19 protein-coding genes are annotated in these 21,284 nt (G+C 68.2%); 18 read left to right on the top strand and 1 reads right to left on the bottom strand.

Annotated elements, in window-relative coordinates; translation table 11 throughout:
- The first annotated feature begins 199 nt into the window (after window positions 1-199).
- Both ACULPM_RS00330 and ACULPM_RS00325 read left to right on the top strand, forming a co-directional pair.
- Window positions 200-1,555 (top strand): ATP-binding protein, encoded by a 1,356-nt coding sequence (locus ACULPM_RS00330; protein WP_445330853.1) that lies wholly within the window; start codon window positions 200-202, stop codon window positions 1,553-1,555.
- A 242-nt stretch (window positions 1,556-1,797) separates the two neighbouring features.
- On the top strand, window positions 1,798-3,888 hold the full coding sequence (locus ACULPM_RS00325; protein ID WP_445330852.1) for a glutamine synthetase III family protein: 2,091 nt from the start codon (window positions 1,798-1,800) through the stop codon (window positions 3,886-3,888).
- A 411-nt stretch (window positions 3,889-4,299) separates the two neighbouring features.
- Here the strand turns inward: ACULPM_RS00325 and ACULPM_RS00320 are convergent, their stop codons facing one another.
- Entirely contained in the window at window positions 4,300-5,049 is a 750-nt protein-coding gene (locus ACULPM_RS00320) for an HAD family hydrolase (protein WP_167929763.1), read from the bottom strand.
- A gap of 279 nt (window positions 5,050-5,328) precedes the next feature.
- Between ACULPM_RS00320 and rpsA the strand changes: the two genes are divergently transcribed.
- The 16 genes from rpsA to ACULPM_RS00240 all read left to right on the top strand — a co-directional run bounded on the left by rpsA (window position 5,329) and on the right by ACULPM_RS00240 (window position 21,282).
- Window positions 5,329-6,501: a 30S ribosomal protein S1 gene (rpsA, locus tag ACULPM_RS00315; RefSeq protein WP_075279845.1), complete on the top strand. Its 1,173-nt coding sequence runs from the start codon at window positions 5,329-5,331 to the stop codon at window positions 6,499-6,501.
- A gap of 433 nt (window positions 6,502-6,934) precedes the next feature.
- The gene (locus ACULPM_RS00310) at window positions 6,935-8,578 is read left to right on the top strand and encodes an ABC transporter substrate-binding protein (RefSeq protein WP_445330851.1); all 1,644 of its coding nucleotides are present in this window, start codon (window positions 6,935-6,937) and stop codon (window positions 8,576-8,578) included.
- A 123-nt stretch (window positions 8,579-8,701) separates the two neighbouring features.
- Window positions 8,702-9,637: an ABC transporter permease gene (locus ACULPM_RS00305; RefSeq protein WP_167929761.1), complete on the top strand. Its 936-nt coding sequence runs from the start codon at window positions 8,702-8,704 to the stop codon at window positions 9,635-9,637.
- A complete protein-coding gene (locus tag ACULPM_RS00300) occupies window positions 9,637-10,605 on the top strand; it encodes an ABC transporter permease (protein ID WP_445330850.1) in 969 nt (322 codons plus the stop codon). Before ACULPM_RS00305 ends, ACULPM_RS00300 begins: the two co-directional genes overlap by 1 nt.
- A 13-nt stretch (window positions 10,606-10,618) precedes the next feature.
- Window positions 10,619-11,698 (top strand): ABC transporter ATP-binding protein, encoded by a 1,080-nt coding sequence (locus ACULPM_RS00295; RefSeq protein ID WP_167929759.1) that lies wholly within the window; start codon window positions 10,619-10,621, stop codon window positions 11,696-11,698.
- 19 nt (window positions 11,699-11,717) lie between these two features.
- Complete coding sequence (locus ACULPM_RS00290) at window positions 11,718-12,767, top strand: ABC transporter ATP-binding protein (protein ID WP_445330919.1); 1,050 nt, start codon at window positions 11,718-11,720, stop codon at window positions 12,765-12,767.
- Window positions 12,768-13,006: 239 nt separating this feature from the next.
- Entirely contained in the window at window positions 13,007-14,257 is a 1,251-nt protein-coding gene (pepT, locus tag ACULPM_RS00285; RefSeq protein WP_445330849.1) for a peptidase T, read from the top strand.
- A 57-nt stretch (window positions 14,258-14,314) separates the two neighbouring features.
- A complete protein-coding gene (locus ACULPM_RS00280) occupies window positions 14,315-15,370 on the top strand; it encodes a M20/M25/M40 family metallo-hydrolase (protein WP_167929756.1) in 1,056 nt (351 codons plus the stop codon).
- 269 nt (window positions 15,371-15,639) lie between these two features.
- On the top strand, window positions 15,640-16,050 hold the full coding sequence (locus ACULPM_RS00275) for a zinc ribbon domain-containing protein (protein ID WP_167929755.1): 411 nt from the start codon (window positions 15,640-15,642) through the stop codon (window positions 16,048-16,050).
- 112 nt (window positions 16,051-16,162) lie between these two features.
- The gene (locus ACULPM_RS00270) at window positions 16,163-17,203 is read left to right on the top strand and encodes an MqnA/MqnD/SBP family protein (RefSeq protein ID WP_445330848.1); all 1,041 of its coding nucleotides are present in this window, start codon (window positions 16,163-16,165) and stop codon (window positions 17,201-17,203) included.
- Window positions 17,204-17,209: 6 nt separating this feature from the next.
- On the top strand, window positions 17,210-18,001 hold the full coding sequence (locus ACULPM_RS00265) for an ABC transporter permease (RefSeq protein ID WP_445330847.1): 792 nt from the start codon (window positions 17,210-17,212) through the stop codon (window positions 17,999-18,001).
- Entirely contained in the window at window positions 17,998-18,615 is a 618-nt protein-coding gene (locus ACULPM_RS00260; protein ID WP_445330846.1) for an ATP-binding cassette domain-containing protein, read from the top strand. The genes ACULPM_RS00265 and ACULPM_RS00260 overlap by 4 nt, the downstream gene beginning before the upstream one ends.
- Before the next feature lie 130 nt (window positions 18,616-18,745).
- A complete protein-coding gene (locus tag ACULPM_RS00255) occupies window positions 18,746-19,249 on the top strand; it encodes a hypothetical protein (protein WP_445330845.1) in 504 nt (167 codons plus the stop codon).
- 42 nt (window positions 19,250-19,291) lie between these two features.
- Window positions 19,292-19,747 carry a DUF5684 domain-containing protein gene (locus ACULPM_RS00250; protein ID WP_445330844.1) on the top strand — a complete coding sequence of 152 codons (456 nt, stop codon included), beginning with the start codon at window positions 19,292-19,294 and terminating at the stop codon, window positions 19,745-19,747.
- A gap of 136 nt (window positions 19,748-19,883) precedes the next feature.
- Window positions 19,884-20,573: a dephospho-CoA kinase gene (gene coaE / locus ACULPM_RS00245; protein WP_445330843.1), complete on the top strand. Its 690-nt coding sequence runs from the start codon at window positions 19,884-19,886 to the stop codon at window positions 20,571-20,573.
- The gene (locus tag ACULPM_RS00240) at window positions 20,557-21,282 is read left to right on the top strand and encodes a lytic transglycosylase domain-containing protein (RefSeq protein ID WP_445330842.1); all 726 of its coding nucleotides are present in this window, start codon (window positions 20,557-20,559) and stop codon (window positions 21,280-21,282) included. Before coaE ends, ACULPM_RS00240 begins: the two co-directional genes overlap by 17 nt.
- Window positions 21,283-21,284: the final 2 nt, after the last annotated feature.

Below are 21,284 nucleotides of genomic sequence, written 5' to 3'. Positions count from 1 at the left end.
AGAGGGGGCAGCCACCGTGCAAAGGGGACAGTCGCTTTTGCACGCGAACACCGTGCAAAAGTGACTGTCCCCTTTGCACGGTCCCCTTTGCACGGTGGCTGCCCCCTCTGCACGGCCCCCTCGCACGCCAAACTTCTTCGGATTCCGAAGAAGTTAAGGTACAATCTTCTCCGAAATCCGAAGAAGATTGGAGCACCCCATGTATGAGCAGCTCGTGGCGGAGTACCTTGCCTATGAGCTCCCGACATACGTGCGCCGACGTGACGCGCTTGGCGAGCTGCCCGCCCCCGCGCGTCGCAACATCATCACAACCCTCATCGGCGTGCGGCGCTGTGGCAAGACGTTCCGCCTGTTCCAGCTCATGGATGACCTGGCGCGCTCGGGCGTTCCGCGGGAGCTCATGCTGTACTTCCCCTTTGACGACGACCGCTTGGGCGAGCTCGACGAGCTCACGGCGTCGCGGGTCCTGGACGCCTACTACGCGCTCGTCCCCGCGGCGGCTCAGGGCTGCTACCTCTTCTTCGACGAGATCCAGGACATACCCAACTGGGCGTCGTTCGCGCGGCGCGTCGCCGAGCAGAACGACGTGACGCTCGTGCTCACAGGCTCGTCCTCGAAGCTGCTCTCTCTGGACATCCCCACCAGGCTGAGGGGCCGCTCGCTTGCAACGGAGGTTTGGCCGCTCGACTTCGCCGAGTTCTGCTCGTTTCACGGGTGGGACGCGCTTCCGTCCGGCCAGATCTTCACGACGCGCGATGCGGCGGCGCTCTCTCAGGCATTTCTCAGCTATCTCGACATCGGCGGCTTTCCCGCGGTCCAGGGCATGACCCCCATCGACCGTGTGCGGCTCTTGCAGGCCTATGCTGACGAGATTGTGACCAAGGATGTGCTCGAGCGCTTTGGGAACGCGTCGTTCAGGGCGGGGCGGCGGCTCGCCCTCGCCGCGCTACGCTCGACGGGCCTGAAGTTCTCGGTGAACAAGCAGGTAAACGCCATGCGCAGCGCCGGGGTTTCCATATCGAGTGAGTCGGCCTATGCGCTGCTCGACGACTTCCAGGACGCTCATCTGGCGTTCAAGCTCGCGGACTATTCGCGCTCGATTGCCGACAACCCCAAGGCGGCCTACAAGCTGTACTCCGTGGACCAGGGACTCTCGCTCGCCGTGGCGCCCGCCAGTCACGTCGACCTGGGGCAGAGGCTGGAGACCGCGGTCTTCATGGGGCTCAAGCGGCGTCACGCTGGAGATCGCGACCGGGTCATTGCCCGCTACAGCTCGCCAGCTTGCCCGGAGGTGGATTTCGTGGTTGGCGACGCGCTGCTCGCCGCCGAGTACGAGCTGGTGCAGGTTGCCGTTGAGAGCGGGGCAACGCGGCCGGGGGAGGGTGGAGCCCGTTCGACAAAGTATCGAAGCGAGGTCGGCAACCTGGAGCGGGCGATGGCCGAGACGAACCTTTCGACCTCGACGCTCGTGACGCTTGACGAGGAGGACGAGGTCTCAACGCCGGGCGGGACCGTGCGGGTGGTACCGGCCTGGAAGTGGTTTCTGGAGAAGTGACAGGCGAGAAGGACCGTGCGGAGGGGACCGTGCGAAGGGGACAGTCACTTTTGCACGGTGTTCGCGTGCAAAAGTGACTGTCCCCTTCGCACGGTCCGGCATATGGCCGTTCGTTACCGGGACGCCCCACGACGGCAACCAAACGTCACCGCGAGCTTCACGCGGGGGCAACGGTCGTGAAATAATGACCCCTTAGAGTATTCCGCCGTAAGCCACAACGCCGACGACGAAAAGGGGCGCACATGGGCAAGGACAAGGTCACAGAGGAGTACGGGAACCTGCTCTTCACGGACGCCGTGATGCAGGAGCGGCTTCCCAAGCCGACGTACAAGGAGCTTCGCCAGGTCATCGACGACGGCAAGCCGCTCGACCTCGACATCGCAAACGAGGTCGCGCACGCGATGAAGGAGTGGGCGCTCGAGAAGGGCGCCACGCACTTCGCCCACTGGTTCCAGCCGCTCACGGGCATCACCTCCGAGAAGCACGACAGCTTCCTCACGCCCATCGACGACGGCACGATCCTCATGTCCTTCTCGGGTAAGGAGCTCGTCCAGGGCGAGCCGGACGCGTCCTCCTTCCCCTCCGGCGGCCTGCGCGCGACCTTCGAGGCGCGCGGCTACACCGCGTGGGACCCCACGAGCCCGGCCTTCATCAAGGACGAGGTCCTGTGCATCCCCACGGCATTCGTCTCCTACAACGGCGAGGCGCTCGACAAGAAGACGCCGCTCCTGCGCTCGCAGGTGGCCCTCGAGAAGCAGGCGAAGCGCGTGCTCGCGCTCTTCGGCCGCGAGCCCAAGCGCGTCTTCACCACGATCGGGCCCGAGCAGGAGTACTTCCTCATCAAGGAGGAGGACTACGAGAAGCGCCCTGACCTCATCTACTGCGGCCGCACGCTCTTCGGCTGCGAGCCGGTCAAGGGCCAGGAGCTCGAGGAGCACTACTTCGGCGCCATCCGCCCGACGGTCAACGACTTCATGAAGGAGGTCGACGACGAGCTCTGGAAGCTCGGCGTGCCGGTCAAGACCAAGCACAACGAGGTCGCGCCGTCCCAGCACGAGCTCGCGCCGATCTTCGAGCAGGGATCGCTCGCCATCGACGACAACCTCCTCACGATGGAGAAGCTCAAGCTCCTGGCCACGCGCCACGGCCTTGCCTGCCTCGAGCACGAGAAGCCCTTCGAGTACGTGAACGGCTCGGGCAAGCACAACAACTGGTCCATCTGCGCCGACGGCAAGAACCTCCTGGAGCCTGGCGAGGTGCCGAGCGAGAACCTGCAGTTCCTCGTCTTCCTGGCTGCGCTCGTGGCCGCCGTCGACGAGCACGCCGACCTGCTGCGCATGAGCGTCGCCTCCGCCGGCAACGACCACCGACTCGGCGCCAACGAGGCGCCGCCGGCGATCATCTCGGTCTTCCTCGGCGACCAGCTCCACGAGATCGTTGAGGCGCTCATCCACAAGGAGGAGCCGGAGGTCCACGAGGCCGAGCGCATGGACCTCGGCGTCCCCGCGCTGCCCGACCTCCTGCGCGACACCACTGACCGCAACCGCACCTCGCCCTTCGCCTTCACGGGCAACAAGTTCGAGTTCCGCATGTGCGGCAGCCAGCAGAACCTCTCCGACCCCAACGTGGTCCTCAACACCGCAGTGGCCGAGCAGTGCGACCGCTTCGCCACCAAGCTCGAGGGCAAGACGGGCGACGAGTTCACCGCGCTCGCCATGCGCTGGGTGCGCCACACCCTGCGCGACCACCAGCGCGTGCTCTTCGAGGGCAACGGCTACTCCGAGGAGTGGGAGGCCGAGGCCGCCCGGCGCGGGCTGCCCAACCTCAAGACCACGCCGGACACCCTCTCCTGCATCACCGCGCCCGAGACCGTGGCCTTCTACGCCAAGTACCACGTCCTGAACGAGGCCGAGCTCCACGCCCGCTACGTCTCCAAGGCCGAGCAGTACGCCAAGCTCCTGAACATCGAGGCCAACACCATGGTCTACATGGCGCGCCACCTCTACCTGCCGGCGCTCTTCGACTACTCGGGGGACATCGCGACGTCCGTGGCCACCAAGGCCGAGATCGGCATCGAGAGCCCGGTCGAGAAGGAGCTCGTGCGCACGCTCACGGACGGCATCTCCGCCATCCACGAGGCCGCGGCCGACCTCGAGGCGAACAACGCCTCCGCCCGCGAGGTGGCCGACCCGCTCGAGCAGTGCTTCGCCTACCGCGACAACGTCCTGCCCTCCATGGCGCACCTGCGCGAGTGCGTGGACGCCATGGAGAAGGTCTGCGGCGAGGACTACTGGCCCGTGCCCACCTACAACCAGATGCTCTTCTGGGTGTAGCGCCCCGGCCAGCCCGCCTGGCGAGAAGAACCTCCCGTCGCCGCCCCGCCCGACCCCCGCGGTCGTGCGGGGCGGCGTTTCTGTGGCGGCGCCCGCGGCGGCCCAACCGCCGTGGAAAGGGGCGGATTCGGGAGCGTGACGGTTCTTCTCGCCCCGTGGGGCTTGTGGCGCATCAAAGGTTGCGCCCAACCAGGGAGAGTTCCCGGCAAAAGGGGGATTATCCGGCCACGGGGGAGGGGCGGCCACCCCATGAGGCGGGACTTCTGGCGCCGAGGTGGCATGGGTAAAAGACCGGGGTGTACATATCTACCCCTCACCTATTCTCGCAACTGTCCCTTTGTCTGAGCCGGAGGGGGATATGTACACCCCGGTCTTCTAGGGCGGCGCCAAAACGGCCCCGGGCGCCCCGCCTCAGCGCGCCTTGCGCGCGTCGGCCTCGTTGAGTCGGCGGACCAGGCCCGGCAGCTCGCGGGCGAGCTCGGCCATGGAGCCGCGCCAGACGGCGCGCTTGGGCCGGGCGTGGCCCACGTAGGCGGTGCGCAGGCCGCAGTCGGCGCGCGGCAGGTCGCGCACGGCGTCGTTGCCGACCATGAGGCACTCCTCGAGACGAACGCCCAGGAGGTTGGCGAACTCCTGGTAGTAGCGGGCGCTCGGCTTGCAGCGCGTGGAGTTCGAGATGGTGGAGACGAGGGCGAAGTCGTCCACGTGGACGCCCGCCCACTCCATCCGGGCGCGGTCGCAGGCGAGGGAGAACGTGGGGTTGGTGGCGAGCGCGCAGACGAGGCCCTCGGACCAGACGGCGTCGATGGCCTCGCGCGCGCCCTCGACGGGGCGCGCCGCCACGATGCCGCGCGCGTAGCCGGGGACGACCTCGCGCTCGTAGCAGTCGATGAGGTCGTGGATGACGGGGTCGTCGAGCGGGATGCCCGAGGCCGCCTGGAACGTCTGGTTGAAGAGCTGCTCGTTGGTGAGCGAGTCCTGCCGGTCCTGCGAGTCGATGGCGAGCAGGCTCCGCACGAAGGGGACCCCGAGGGCGGCCGGGCTCGTGCGCGCGGCCTCGGCGAGCAGCCGAGAGGCGCCGGCGACGTAGCGCGCCACGAAGGCCGTGAGGTTGAGGCGCAGCAGCGTGTCGTCGAGGTCGAAGAGCACGGCTCGTATCACGGTGGCCTCCCTGGTCGCGTCAGGGGACGTTGCGTCGCCTCGGGCGCGCGCGACGTCCCCGCAGATTTCCTGTAAGAAAATTACTAGATACCCAAGAGTTCCGCTTGAAATACACACTCACATAACGCTACTCTAGTCCACGTGTGGGCACAGGGGCCCGCACAACCGTATCTGTCGGCCCCCGAGAGCATGTAAGTTTCCACGTAGACGCCACGATTCTAGGCACTGCAGGCAGCGACCATGACGACCGGGGCCCCGTTGTTCGAAAGGGGTCCACCTTTGAGTGAGATTCAGAACTCGTCCATCTTCTCCCTGGATGACATCTCAGACGAGGAGATGAACAACCTCATCGACGGCACCGTGACCGACTTCGATGAGGGCGATCTTGTCACCGGCACCGTCGTCAAGATCGAGCGCGATGAGGTTCTGCTTGACATCGGCTACAAGTCCGAGGGCGTCATCCCGTCCCGCGAGCTCTCCATCCGCAAGGACATCAACCCGGCCGAGGTCGTCGCCATGGGTGACGAGATCGAGGCGCTCGTTCTCCAGAAGGAGGACAAGGAGGGCCGTCTCGTCCTGTCCAAGAAGCGTGCCGAGTACGAGCGCGCCTGGAACGCCGTCGAGGAGAAGTTCAACTCCGGCGAGACCGTCGAGGGCGAGGTCATTGAGGTCGTCAAGGGCGGCCTGATCCTCGACATCGGCCTGCGCGGCTTCCTGCCCGCCTCCCTCGTCGACCTCCGTCGCGTCAAGGACCTCAACGCCTACCTCGGCACCCGCATCGAGGCCCGCGTCATCGAGATGGACCGCAACCGCAACAACGTCGTCCTCTCCCGCCGCGTCGTCCTCGAGGAGGCCCGCAAGGCCGAGCGCCAGGAGATCCTCTCCAAGCTGCAGGTCGGCATGCGCCTCAAGGGCACCGTCTCCTCGATCGTCGACTTCGGCGCCTTCGTCGACCTCGGCGGCATCGACGGCCTCGTGCACATCTCCGAGCTCTCCTGGAACCACGTCAACCACCCCTCCGAGGTCGTCAAGGTCGGCCAGGAGGTCGAGGTCCAGGTTCTCGACGTCGACCTCAACCGCGAGCGCATCTCCCTCGGCCTCAAGCAGACCACTGAGGACCCCTGGCGCTCCCTCGTCAAGAAGTACCCGGTCGACGCCATCGTCGAGGGCACCGTCACCAAGCTCGTCACCTTCGGCGCGTTCGTCGACCTCGGCGAGGGCGTGGAGGGCCTCGTGCACATCTCCGAGATGGCCAAGCAGCATGTCGACCAGCCGTCCCAGGTCTGCACCGTGGGCGACACCGTCCAGGTGAAGGTCATGGAGATCGACCTCGACCGTCGTCGCATCTCCCTCTCCATGAAGGCCGCGGCCGAGACCCTCGGCACCGAGGTCGAGGTCAAGCCGCTCCCCGAGAGCGACAAGCCTGCCGAGAAGGACGAGGACGCCGAGTAGCGCCTCTCTCACGGAGCCTCAGCAAGGGCCGCCCCACGGGGCGGCCCTTTTTTCGGTCGGGGGGGCGAGCTGGCCTCCGCGCGCTGCGGAATTGGGGGTCGCGGCAATTTCCGGGCAGGCCGCGTTGTCGCATTGGGGGTCGTGGCAATCGGGGCGGAGCGTCAACTGGGCGTTCTTCTCGCCCCGTTGCGGGATTGGGGGTCGTGGCAGCCCGGTCGCTGCCACGACCCCAGATTGGGCAACGCCAAAGTCGACAGGATTGCCGAAACCCCGGATGGGACAACGGCCGACCGGGCTCAAGGGAGGGGAGCCGAGAGGACTTTAGCAAAGTAAATCGTACGTTAAGGTTTCAAGGGACTGACAGTTGGCCTCCCATAATGAAGATGCCGCGCGCCGGAGGAAGGCGCGCCACGTAACCAAGGGAGGAATGTCAATGAGCGACAAGATCACCCGTCGCGGCTTCGTGAAGGGCGCTGCCCTCGCGGGTGCCGCCACCGCCACCGCGGCCCTCGCCGGATGCGGCGGGGAGGAGGCCCCCGCCACCAACGAGGACGGCTCCGTCAAGAAGATCCTGCGCTTCGGCCAGTCCAACCCCAAGCTCGGCCTGGACATGCAGATCTCCACGAACTCCGGCTCCTCCTCGGTTGCCGACTGCATCTTCGAGGCCCCGCTGCGCTGGACCGAGGACAACGAGCTCGTCCCGTGCCTGCTCACCGAGATCCCCACGTTCGAGGATGACGGCGTGACCCTGCACTGCACCCTCAAGGAGGGCATCGCGTGCCACGACGGCTCCACGCTCACGGCCAACGACGTCAAGTTCTCCTTCGAGCGCATGTTCAAGCCCGAGACCGCGGCCAAGTCCACCTACATGTATGACATGATCAAGGGCGCCAAGGCCATGCTCAACGGCGAGGCCACCGAGCTCGAGGGCCTGACCGTAGAGGACGACACCCACTTCACCTTCGTCCTCGAGTACCCGATGGTCTCCTTCATCAACAACCTCGGCATCAACTACGCGGACATCTTCCCGCAGGCAGCCGTCGAGAAGGTCGAGTCCGAGGGCCGCAAGTGGGGCTGGGGCACCGACTGCGTGGGCACCGGCAAGTACAAGATCGTCTCCAACGACGACACCACCGAGGTCGTCATGGAGAAGTTCGCCGAGTACCACGACGGCGAGCCCGCCCTCGACGAGGTCCACATCATCTACTACGACGACAACAACACCAAGCTCCTCGCCTTCAAGAACGGCGACATCGACTGGTGCGACCTCGAGGCCACGCTGCTCAAGCAGTACCAGGAGGACCCGGACGTCAAGGACCAGATCACGCTCTACGAGACGCTCGGCGTGCACTTCGTGAACCTCAACCTGCGTGACGACATGGGCCTCACCGACCCGCGCGTCCGCGAGGCGCTCTCCATCTCCATCGACCGCCAGGCCCTCGTGGACACCGTCCTCGCCGGCGCCGGCGTGCCCGCCATGGGCTGGCTCGCCCCGCAGACCCCGGGCCACGACCCCGACGCCGAGATCCCGTATGACCCCGAGCGCGCCAAGGAGCTCATCAAGGAGGCCGGCGCCGAGGGCCTTCAGCTCGAGGCCAAGATCCGCGCGAACCTCTACGAGACGTACATGACCGTCGTCCAGAGCTACTGGAAGGAGATCGGCGTCGACCTCAAGCTCACCATCGAGGACAACGGCGTCTGGTCCTCCGACTGGGCCGACGGCAACTGCCAGATCACGGCCGTGGGCTGGTTCCCGCTCTACGCCGACGGCGACAACCACCTCTACACGTACTTCCTCTCCGACAACGCCAAGGGCAAGTCCTCGTTCTACAACAGCCCCGAGTTCGACCAGCTCGTCACCGAGGCGCGCCAGGAGCAGGACCAGGACGTCCGCGCCGACCTCTACAAGCAGGCCGACAACCTGGTCACCCGCGTCGACTTTGCGACGATTCCGCTGTACTGGCCGAAGAACTCCTTCGTCGCCAAGTCCTACGTCAAGAACGCCAAGGTCGGCAACCTGATCTACCACATGTTCGACATCGACATCGACACGTCCGACCCGAACTACTCGGCCTAGTCGACGTCCTGAGAGAGGGCACCCCGGCACGGCTCTCCTGCGTGCCGGGGCGCCCCACGTTGCGGCGCGCGCATCCGGCAGGAGAGGGGGCGGCGCGCCCGAGCGAGAAGAAAGGAGCAGGCGGTGAGAAGCTTTCTCATCAAGAGGGTCCTGCTGGCGATCGGCGTGGTCTTCGCCATCTCCGCCATCACGTTCTTCGTCCTGAATATCGTGCCGGGCGACCCGGTGCGCATCATGGTGGGCGAGATGGCCGACGACGCGACGGTCGAGCGCATCCGCGAGCAGATGGGCCTGAACGACCCCGTCGAGGTGCAGTACGCGCGCTGGCTCACCAACATGCTGCAGGGTGACTTCGGCACCTCGTACACGCAGAGCAAGCCCGTCGTGACCCTCATGGGCCAGGCCTTCCTCACCACGGCCCGTCTCGCCGGCCTCGCCTACGTGTTCGCCCTCGCGCTCGGGCTCCTCATCGGCGTCATCGCGGCCGTCAACCACGGCAAGTGGATCGACCGCGCCCTCATGGCCCTCTCGATCCTGGGCATCTCCGCCCCGGTCTTCTGGGTGGCCGTGATCTTCCAGATCGTCTTCGCGCTCACGCTCAAGTGGTTCCCTCTCTCCGGCATCAAGACCTGGCAGGCCTTCGTGCTGCCGGTGATCGCGCTCGGCGTGCGCTACGCCGCCTCGATCGCCCGCGTCACGCGCACGAGCATGCTCGACGTCCTCTCGCAGGACTTCATGCGCACCGCCGAGGCCAAGGGCGTCCGTAAGTGGACGGTCATCATCGCCCACGGCCTGAGAAACGCGCTCATCCCCATCATCACCATCGCGGGCACCCAGCTCGGCGAGATCCTCACGGGCTCGATCCTCATCGAGTCGATCTTCATGATGCCGGGCATGGGCAAGCTCCTGCTCGACGCGATCAACTCCCGCGACCTGCCCCTCATCCAGGGCGGCGTCATGTACATCGCGGTCATCTGCGTGGCCGTCTACCTCATCGTGGACATCCTGTACGCGGTCGTCGACCCGCGCATCCGACTCGGGAAGGAGGCGGCTGAGTAATGGCTCTCCTCACGAGCGACAAGAACAGCCCCAAGGTCCAGAAGGCCATGGACGTCGCCGAGCGCGCCTCCGAGGCCCAGGTCCCCACCGGCAGCCCCGAGGACGACGGTCCCGTCAAGCGCCGCGCCTCGAGCTACTGGGCCGTGAGCTGGAACATCTTCAAGAAGAACAAGGTCGGCGTCTTCTGCCTCGGCGTCGTCGTCCTTCTCGCCCTCGTGGCGATCCTGGCGCCGGTGCTCGCGCCCTATGACCCGGACGTCCAGGAGCTCACCAACATGCTCCAGGCCCCCTCGGCCGCGCACCCCTTCGGCACCGACGAGTTCGGCCGCGACATCCTCTCCCGCGTCATATACGGCTGCCGCGTCTCGCTCTCCGTGGGCGTGGTCTCGCAGGCCATCGCCCTCGTCATCGGCTTTCTTGCGGGCGTGTGCGCCGGCTACTTCGGCGGCAAGGTCGACGCGGTCATCTCCTTCGTGATCCAGGTATTCTCGAGCTTCCCGTTCCTGCTCTTCGCCATCGTCGTCATGTACGCGCTGGGGCCGGGCCTCGTGAACCTGTACGTCGCGCTCGGCCTTCTGGGCTGGGCGTCCACGGCGCGCCTCGTGCGCGGCGACGTCATGCGCCTCAAGGGCTCCGAGTACATCCAGAGCTGCATCCTCTCGGGCGGCAAGAGCTGGCGCATCATCATGAAGCACCTGCTGCCCAACTGCGTCTCCACGCTGATCGTCACCACCACGCTCGGCATCCCCTCGGCCATCATGTCCGAGGCCTCGCTCTCCTTCCTCGGCCTCGGCGTCCAGCCGCCGATGTCGAGCTGGGGCCAGATGATCAACGCCGCCCAGCCCTACATCCAGTCGAGCACGTACTACAGCGTCATCCCGGGCATCGCCATCATCATCACGGTCATGGCCTTCAACCTGCTCGGCGACGCCCTGCGCGACGCCCTCGACCCGAAGATGCGCTCCTAGGAGGGGAGGATCCATGTCAGAGACCAACGTCTCGGTCAACGCCGAGCTTCGCGACGTCGCGGAGGAGGTCACCGAGCAGGCGCTCGATCAGGCCGCCCGCGCCGAGGTCCTTCTCGACGTCCAGGACCTCTCGGTGACGCTGTTCACCGAGGACGGGGCGCTGCCCGCCATCCGCAACCTGTCCTTCGTCATGCGCCGCGGCGAGACGCTCGCCGTGGTGGGCGAGTCGGGCTGCGGCAAGTCCATGACCGCGCTTTCCATCATGGGCCTTCTGCCCCAGCCGCCGGCAAAGATCGTGGGCGGCAAGATCCTGCTCGAGGGGGCTGACCTCGCGGCGCTCACGCGCGACGAGATGCGCACCTACCGCGGCAGCAAGATCGGCATGATCTTCCAGGAGCCCATGACCTCGCTCAACCCCGTCATGACGGCGGGGCGCCAGATCCGCGAGGGCATCCTCGTGCACAACCCCAAGATGCCCAAGAAGGACGCCGACGCGCGCGCCCTGGAGATGATCAAGCTCGTGGGCATCCCCGCGCCGGAGAAGGTCTTCAAGAGCTACCCGCACGAGCTCTCCGGCGGCATGCGCCAGCGCGTGATGATCGCCATGGCCCTTGCCTGCCAGCCGGCGCTGCTCATCTGCGACGAGCCCACCACGGCGCTCGACGTGACCATCCAGGCGCAGATCCTCCAGCTCATCGACCGCATGCGCGAGGAGCTGGGCACGGCGGTCATGCTCATCACGCACGACATGGGCGTCGTCTCGGAGATGGCCGACTGGGTGGCCGTCATGTACGCGGGTCACCTCGTGGAGTACACGCTCGCCTCCGAGCTCTTCACCAACCCCAAGCACCCGTACTCGATTGGCCTCATCAACTCCATCCCGTCGCTCGACGACGCGGTGGAGAAGCTCTACGCCATCCCGGGCAACGTCCCCATGCTCGACGAGCTGCCCTCGGGCTGCCCCTTCCACCCGAGGTGCCCGTACGCCAAGGACGTCTGCCGCAGGGAGTGCCCGCACGTGGCGCCGCTCGACGGCAACGAGAACCACACCGTGGCCTGCTGGATGTTCGACTCAGAGAAGTGGGGTGAGTAGCGTGGGCAGAAACGCCGACATGACGGACGTCGTGCTCAAGGTCGAGCACCTCACCAAGCGCTATCCCGTGAAGAAGGGCGTCTTCGGCAGGACCGGCGCCTACGTGCACGCGCTCGAGGACGTCTCCTTCGAGGTGCACCGCGGCGAGACCTTCGCCATCGTGGGCGAGTCCGGCTGCGGCAAGTCCACCACGGGCAAGTGCGTCCTGCGCCTGACCGAGCCCACCGAGGGCACGGTCACGCTCGACGGCGAGGACTTCACCGCGCTCAAGGGCGACGAGCTCACGCGCGCCCGCCAGAAGATGAAGCTCATCTTCCAGGACCCGTACTCCTCCCTCAACCCGCGCATGACGGTGGCCGACATCATCGCCGAGCCGATCGACATCGCCAAGACCTACAAGACGCGCGCCGAGCGCGACGCCCGCGTCGAGCAGATCATGAAGGCCGTGGGCCTGGACCTCGCGTACAAGTACCGCTACCCGCACGAGTTTTCCGGCGGCCAGCGCCAGCGCATCGGCATCGCGCGTGCCATCGTGCTGAAGCCCGAGGTCGTGGTCTGCGACGAGCCGGTCTCGGCGCTCGACGTCTCGGTCCAGGCCAAGGTCATCAACCTGCTGGAGGAGCTGCAGGAGAAGTTCGGCCTCTCCTACATCTTCATCAGCCACGACCTCTCGGTGGTCAAGCACATCTCCGACACCGTGATGGTCATGTACCTCGGCCACACGATGGAGCTCGCCAGCAAGGAGGAGCTCTTCGACAACCCGCTGCACCCCTACACCAAGGCGCTGCTGGACGTCATCCCGCGCATCCGCCACGAGCGCATCCAGGACAAGAAGATCCTCGAGGGCGACGTCCCCAGCCCCACCAACCCGCCCCAGGGCTGCGTCTTCCACACGCGCTGCCCGCAGTGCATGAGGGTCTGCGGCGAGCGCGCGCCCGAGATGCACGAGGTCGTGCCGGGACACCGCTGCGCGTGCCACCTCTTTGACGAGGGGCTCACCGCCGAGGAGCGCCAGCCCGTCATGGCCGCCGCCCTCGCCGAGGCGGAGGCGGCGCTCTCCGCCAAGTAGCCGCGCCCCGCGCCACCGCGCCACCGCGCCACTGGCGTCAGGTTTATTTGGCGCGCCACTGGCGTCAGGTTTATTTGGCGCGATCGAGTGACAGGTTTTGGACGGACGGGGCGCCCCAGGGGGCCTCATCCGTTCGAAACCTGTCACTCATCTGTAGGGGCCTTTGTGGGAGAATCGCGCTCGGACCGATAAACCGAGGCCCGATAGACCAAAGGACGCATCGTCGATTGGAGCCAGCCATGTCTGACGTGCTCGACCGCTTCATCCGCTACTGCGAGGTCCCCTCGCAGTCCAACCCCCTGACCGCCGACCACGTGCCGTCGACCGAGTCCCAGTTCAAGATTGCCGAGGTCGTGGCCGCGGACCTGCGCGCGCTCGGCGCCGAGGACGTGACCGTTGACGAGCACGCCTACGTGACGGCCCACTGGCCCGCGAGCGCCGGCGCCGAGGGCCTGCCCACGCTCGGCCTCTGCTGCCACCTGGACGCCGCCTGGCAGTCCTGGGGCGACCCGGTGCGCCCGCGCGTCGTGCGCTACGAGGGCGGCGAGCTCGCCCTGGGCACCGGGCGCGACGGCCGCCCCGTGACCCTGAGCCCCCAGATGAACCCCGAGCTCGAGCGCATGGCGGGGGAGGAGCTCGTGGTCACGGACGGCACGTCGCTTCTCGGCGGGGACGACAAGGCCGGCGTGGCCGAGTGCGTGGCCCTTCTCGCCCGCCTGAAGGCGGACCCGGAGCTCCCGCACCCGCGCCTCGCGCTCGCCTTCGTGCCGGACGAGGAGATCGGCCACGGCGCGGCGCTCCTCGACCTCGACGCCTTTGGCGCGGCGTACGGCTACACCATCGACGGCGGCCCCTTCGGCGAGTTCTGCTACGAGACCTTCAACGCCGTGGAGGCCTTCGTCCGCGCGCACGGCGTCTCCGTCCACACCGGCACCGCCAAGGGCAAGATGGTCAACGCCTCCGAGGCGCTCGTCCGCTTCCACCAGCTCCTGCCCGCCGCCGAGCGCCCGGAGTTCACCGAGGGCTACGACGGCTTCTTCTACCTCGAGCGCATCGAGGGCTCCTGCGAGGAGGCCTCCTCGGACTACATCATCCGCGACCACGACTGGGCGCAGGTGGAGCGGCGCGAGAAGATCATGCGCGACGCTGCGGCCCTCGTGAACGCGCAGATGGGCGCCGACGTCGTCTCCGTGGAGTTCAAGGACCAGTACCGCAACCTCGCCGAGGTTATCTGCCGCCCGGAGTACGCGCACCTCATCGAGAACGCCCGCACGGCGTACGCCGCGGCGGGGCAGGAGATGTTCTGCGTGCCCATGCGCGGCGGCACCGACGGCTCGCAGCTCTCCTTCCGCGGCTTCCCGTGCGCGAACCTCTCCGCGGGCTACTACAACGCCCACGGCGTGCGCGAGTTTGTGCCGGTGCGCGAGCTCGAGCGCATGGTGGACGTGCTGCAGGAGCTCGTGGCGCTCTATGCGCGCCCGCAGGCGTAGAATAGCGCGACGAGAAGGGAAGGGCGGGCCCGCGCCCGCCACGACGAAGGAGGAGCCTTGAGCCACCAGATCGACCCCCAGTACCTGATCGACACCCTCCACGAGTGCGTCGAGGTGGAGAGCCCCGTGGGCTACTACCCCGAGGTCCACGCATGGCTGCGCGACACGCTCGCCGACCTGGGCTACGAGATGATCGTCGACAACAAGGCCACGGCCTACGTCCGCGTGCCCGGAAAGAGCGGCGAGAAGACCGTGTGCATCGGCGCCCACCTCGACACCATCGGCCTCGTGGTGCGCGGCTTCAACGATGACGGCACCCTTCGCGTCCGCCAGCTCGGCGGCATCAACTACGCGAGCATCGAGGGCGAGACCTGCCTCGTCCACTGCCGCGACGGCCGCACGGTGGCCGGTCAGGTCATCTGCAACCACCACTCCGTCCACGTGTGGGCCGAGGCCAAGACCGACGCGCGCACCGAGGACACCATGTCCGTGAGCCTGATCGCCGACGTCAAGAGCCCGGAGGACGCCCGCGCGCTCGGCGTGACCGAGGGCGCCATGATCGGCATCGACCCGCACTTCGAGGCCTTCGACAACGGCTACATCGTGAGCCGCCACATCGACGACAAGGGCAGCGTCGCCGTCCTTCTCGACGTCCTTCGCTGGCTCAAGGAGACTGGCGAGAAGCCCGCGTACGACACGCTCTTCGCCTTCCCCATCTACGAGGAGATCGGCCACGGCGCGTCCTGGGTGCCGGCCGAGGTCTCCGAGTACGTGGCCGTGGACATCACGCTCATCGGCCCCGACTACGCGGGCACCGACGAGCACTCCGTGGCCGTCATCTGCTCCGACGCCAAGGGCCCCTACGACTGGGACCTCACCAACACGCTGATCGCCTGCGCGGGCGCGGCCTGCACCGAGGGCCGCTGGACCACGCAGGTCTGCTTCCACTACTCCACGGACGCCAACGGCGCCTACACCCACAGCAACGACCTGCGCAGCGGCGCCTTCGGCATGGCGTGCCTCAACACCCACGGCCGCGAGCGCTGCCACGTGGACGCGCTCGTTGAGACCGAGCGCCTGGCGCGCGCCTACGTGATGGGCGAGGGCCGCTAGGTCCTTCTCGCCGGGCCCCGGGGCGGAGGGTCCCGTTTCCGGGTACGTACGCATCCCCTCCGGGTACGTACGCAGTTCAGGAGTTTATGCGAGAGCCCCGGGCCTCTGACCTGGGGCTCTCTCGTGTCGATAAGAACTTGGGGGGCGTGTGGGCGTACGTATCCGGAAGGGGCGCGTACGTACCCGGAGGGGGCGCCGCCTGCCGCCGTGTGTAGAGACGGCCAGGAATGGGTATCAGCAAAGGGTTGATATGCGACCAAGGGGGAGAGATGGCATCAGGTGACTGGCAGCGCAAGCTCGCGGACTGGCTGAGGGGACGGCAGGGGCCGGACGACCTCGCCACCTTCTGCGTCAACGTGGCGATCGTGGTGGTGGTCGTGAACCTCTTCGCGCGCACGTCGTGGCTCGGCTGGGTGGCGCTCGCGCTCATCGTCTACGCGATGTTCCGCATCCAGTCCAAGAACCTCGGCAGCCGCGCGCGAGAGAACGAGGCGTTCCTGAACGCGCTCGGCCCCGCGCGCCCCTGGGTCCAGAACCCCCGCGCCGCCTGGGCGGAGCTCAGGTCCTACAAGCACGCCCGCTGCAGCTCGTGCAAGCAGAGGGTCCGCGTGCCGCGCGGCAAGGGCAAGCTCCGCGTCACCTGCCCCAGGTGCGGGACCAAGTTCGAGGTCAAGTCGTAGGGGGCCGCGCTCGGCACGCCCGGCCTTCGTGCCGCTTGCCCAAAGGGACGCGCCCGCGGAACCTCCCCGTGCTATCGTTGCTTGGTGCAACCATGGAAGGGGAGGTTCTCTCATGCTCAACAGAAGGACGTTTCTGCAGGTCGCGGGTGCGGGCGCTATGACGCTCGCCCTGGCCGCGTGCGGCGGCGGGGCCCCGGCGGAAAGCGAGCCCGCGGCCGAGGAGGAGCCGCAGGAGGAGCCCACCGAGCCCGTCGCGGTGCGCGCCGTGGCCCTCAAGGGCCCCACGGCCATGGGGCTCGTGCGCTTCATGAGCGAGGCCGAGGCCGGCAACGCGGCAGACAACGACTACACGTTCCAGATCATGGCCTCGCCGGACGAGGTCACGCCGCTTATCGCCAAGGGCGAGGTGGACATCGCCGCCGTGCCCGCCAACCTGGCGGCCACGCTCTACAGCAAGAACGACGGCGGCGTGCGCGCCATCGCCATCAACACCCTCGGCGTGCTCTACATCTGCGAGCTCGGCGACACCGTCCACAGCGTGGAGGACCTGCGCGGCAAGACGATCCTCTCCTCGGGCAAGGGGTCCACGACCGAGTACGGCCTCGCGTACGTGCTCGAGAAGAACGGCCTTGCCGTGGGCGAGGACGTGACCATCGAGTGGAAGAGCGAGCACGCCGAGTGCGTGGCCGCGCTCGCCGCCTCCTCGGGAGACGCGGTGGCGCTGCTGCCGCAGCCCTTCGTCACCACGGCGCAGGCCCAGAACGACCAGATCCGCGTGGCGCTCGACCTCACCGAGGAGTGGGACCGCGTCCAGACCGGCGACGAGCGGAGCTCCATGGTCACGGGCGTGGCCATCGTGCGCTCCGAGTTCGCGGACGCCAACCCTGCGGCCGTAGACGTCTTCCTCGCGCACTACGCGGAGTCCGTCGACTTCGTGAACGAGAACGTGGACGAGGCCGCGGAGCTCGTGGGCTCCTACGACATCGTGCCCGCGCAGGTGGCCAAGAAGGCCATCCCCGAGTGCAACATCGTCTGCATAACGGGGGAGGAGATGAAGGGGCGGCTCTCCGGCTACCTTCAGGTCCTCGCGGACCAGAACCCCGAGGCCGTGGGCGGCGCCGTCCCCGGCGACGACTTCTACTACGGCGCGTAGCGCCTGATGCGGGGCGAGAAGAACCTCGGGCCCCAGGGGGGCGGGCGGCTCCGCGCGTGGGCCGCCCGCCTCGCCGCGGTGGCCTTCTGGCTCGTGGCCTGGGAGCTCGCGGCGCGCGCCATCGACCTCAAGATCATCCTCGTGGGCCCCTCGCAGGTGCTCGCCCGCCTCGCCGAGCTCGTGGCGACGGGGGAGTTCTGGGCGTCGGTGGCGCTCTCCTTCGGGCGGATCGCCCTCGGCTTTCTGGCGGCGCTCGCCCTCGGCGTGGCGCTCGCCGCGCTCGCGAGCCGCTGGCGCGCCGTGCGCGAGCTCGTCGCCCCCGTGATGGGCGCCGTGAAGGCGGTGCCGGTGGCGTCCTTCGTCATCCTCGTGCTGCTCTGGGTCTCCTCGCGCGAGCTCTCCGTCGTGATCGCCTTCCTCATGGCGCTGCCGGTCGCCTACACCAACGTGCTCGAGGGCATCGAGCAGACGGACCACGACCTCCTGGAGATGGCCGAGGTCTTTGGCATCCGCGGCTGGGAGCGCGTGCGGCTCGTCTACGCCCCGCAGGTGCTGCCGTACGTGCGCGCCGCCGTATCGCTCGGGCTCGGGCTCTCGTGGAAGGCGGGCATCGCGGCCGAGGTCATCGGCCTTCCGGACTTCACCATCGGTGAGCATCTCTACGACGCCAAGGTCTATCTCGACACGCCGAGCCTCTTCGCGTGGACCGTCGCCATCGTGGCGCTCTCCGCGCTCGTGGAGTGGGCCGTCTCGCGCGGGATGGCCGCGGCGCAGGCGCGCTGGGAGGCGAGGCCATGACGGGCGGGTTCGCATTGCGCGGCGTCACCAAGGCGTACGGCGAGCTGGGCGTCCTCTCGGGCGTCACGGCGGAGTTCGCGCCCGCCCGGGCGCACGTGCTCATGGGGCCCTCGGGGGCGGGCAAGACCACGCTCCTGCGCCTCCTGATGGGGCTTGCGGAGCCGGACGCAGGCACCGTGGAGCGGCCGGCGGGAGCGCGCCTTGCCGCCACGTTCCAGGAGGACCGGCTGCTGGAGGGGCTCACGACGACGGTGAACATCCGCGCGCCGCACGGCAGGATGCGCGGCGCCGAGCTCGAGGCGTTTCTCGCCCGGGAGCGCGCGGCGCTTGAGGCGGTGGGCCTGCCCGCGGACGCGCGTCCCGTGCGCGAGCTCTCCGGCGGGCAGCGCCGGCGCGTGGCCATCCTGCGCTGCGCGCTCGCGGACGCCGACGCGCTCTTCTTCGACGAGCCGCTCAAGGGCATGGACGACGCGACGGTTGCGCGCGTGTTGGCGTTCCTTCTGCCGGAGACGGCGGGCCGCACCGTCTTCTGGGTCACGCACGACGAGCGCGAGCTCGCGTGGTTCCCGCGCGCGGAGCTGTGGCACGTGGCGGGCGGCGCCGTGCGCCGATGAGGCGATTGCGCTCGTCTGCCGAGAAAAGCGCGCCGCTCGGTTCCGCGCGCGCCGCCCTCCCGACCTTGCCGGTCAGATTGGGCATAAAAGGTGGTAATTGCATGGGCGGTGCTCGGCGAGAGGGGATGCCATGCTGTTCTCGTCTGCCATGGAGGAGGCGTCGGGGAAGCACTACGAGGTGCGCTTCTCCACGACGCAGCGTTGGGCGGTCGCCAGCATCGTCCTTCTGGTCCTGACGGTGGTGTATCTCGCGTGCGAGGTGGCCGTGTCCGTCCTGGGCGCCCTCGCGCCCGAACCCTCGGGAATCATGTGGGGAGGCGAGCTCGTCTCAGGCGAGGCCCTTCGTACCCTCCGCCTCTTCGTGGTCGTGACGCTGTGCTGCGCCCTGGAGGTGTGTCAGGTCATGGTGCGCTCGCGCGTGCTCTGGGAGCGGGGCGAGAAGGACGCGGCGCTGGGAATGGCCAGGCGGCACCGCAATTGCGGCCTGGCGCTCGTTGTCCTCGGCGCGGCACTCATGGTGGCCGACCTCGCGCTGGGGCGCGTGGGCACGCTCGTGCTCTCTGGCGTTCTGGGAATCGTGTGTGGGGTCGTCATCGCGCTGGCGGCGACGCTTGCCAGGAGGGGCCCGGCATAGGCCGGGGCCCTGCCCGTGATTGCGCGTACGTGAGGAGGGGCCATGGACACCGCGCTCATCGCTTTGCTGCTCGGCTGGACGTTCTTTGCCCCGATCGTGCTTATCCTGCTCGTCATCTGCGTCGTCATGGGCAAGTGGATGACGCTCGGCAAGATGGGGCGGCCGAGCTGGGCGGCGCTCATCCCGTTCTATGCGGACTGGCAGATCTGCATGGGGGCGTCGGGAGACCGTGCGCTCGGCGCCTGCGTGGTCGCCCTCGAGATCCTGAACGTCATCGCGCAGAACTGGCTGCCCGACTCGCTCGTCTGGCTTGAGGCGCTGGTCGGCGTGGCGGCGTTCGCGGCGGGCTGCGCGCTCGCCTACCGGGTCTCGGGCGCCTTCGGGCGGGGCATGGGCCTCACCGTCGCCCTTGCGCTCATCCCCTCGATCGCGTACCTCGTCATCGGCCTCGGGAGCGCCGAGTATCGCGGCCCGGCGGGCCCTTCGCCCGAGGCGTGACGGCCGCGCCGGGACCTGGCAGGGGGACAGGTCCCGGCGCCCTCTGGAGATGGGCGGGTTTTTCTCGTTGGCGGGCCACGTGCAAGCGCGCGCATGCGAAGATATCCCTCGATCAATCGCCGACGGAGGGGGACGCATGCACGTCATCTATCTGGCCGGGGGCATCGCCTCGGGCAAGTCGACCATAGCCCGCACCATGCGCGAGTGCGGCGCCACGCTCATCGACCTCGACGACCTCTCGAGGCAGGCGCTCGCCCCCGGGTCGCGCATCCTGCCGGACATCTGCCGCGAGTTCGGGGACGACGTCGTGCGCCCGGATGGCACCGTGAACCGCCGCCTGCTCGCGGCGCGCGCCTTCTCGAGCATGGAGCGCTCCGTCACGCTCGAGGAGATCGAGCTCCCGCTCATCGACGAGCTGCTGCGAGCCCGCGTCGCCGAGCTGCGCGCGGAGGAGGACGCGGCGCGCGCCGAGGCCGAGAAGAACGGCGAGCCCGCGCCCGCCGAGCGCGTCGTGGTGGTGGAGGTCCCGCTGCTCGACCGCATGCGCGGCTCCTTCGACCTGGCGGACGAGATCGTGTGCGTGGTCTGCCCGCTGAACGCCCGCCGCGTCCGCGCCATCCAGCGCGGCATGGACCGCGGGGACTTCGAGCGCAGGCGCGACCAGCAGCCGAGCGAGGCGTACCTGCGCGCCCACAGCTCGCACGTCTTCAACAACATCCGCACGGCGGACGTGATGGCCCAGGAGGTCCGCGACTGGTGGAAGGGTCGCGAGGAGGCCGGCTGGGCGCCCGTCGCCAAGGGGGCCGGGCATGAGGCGCGGGCCTAGGCCCACGCCGAGAAGGACGACCGGCCGTGCCTCGAAGGCGCCCGCTCCCTCCGCCAGGAGGGCCTCGGGGCGGCGGTCGGTCGGACCCGCACGGGGAAAGGCCGCGCCGCGCGGGCGCGGTACGCATAGGGCGGCGTCCAACGGCGTCTCCCCCCGCGCGATTCTGCTCGCCGCCATCGGCGTTGCCGTGGCGACGCTGCTCGTGATGGCGGCCGTTCCCACCTCGCCGCTGCGCCGCCTCTTCCTGGGGACCCACTATCCCGAGGCGGTGAAGGTCGCCGCCGAGGACTACGGCCTCGACCCGGCGCTCGTCTGCGCGGTCATCAAGTGCGAGTCAAACTGGGACGAGGACGTGGTGTCCCACGCGGGGGCCGTGGGGCTCATGCAGGTCATGCCCGACACGGCCGCCCACCTCGCCGAGATGGGGCTCGTCGACGCGGACGCGTACAGCCCGACGGACCTCTCCGACCCGCTCGTGAACATCGAGTACGGCTGCGCGTACCTCGCGTACCTGCACGAGAGCCTCTCCACCACGGAGGAGATCGTCGCGGCGTACAACGCCGGCCTCGGCGCCGTCCAGGGGTGGCTCGCGGACGGCGGGAGCATCCCGGAGGACATCGAGTACGCGGAGACGCGCGCCTACGTCGAGCGCGTCATGGGCGCGTACGAGGGGTATCGGGAGAGCTATCCGGACGGCATCGCGGGGTAGCC

The sequence above is a fragment of the Thermophilibacter sp. ZX-H3 genome, from assembly GCF_052599055.1.
The sequence above is the reverse complement of the archived record's forward strand: the minus strand, read 5'-3'. Positions and strand labels throughout refer to the sequence as shown.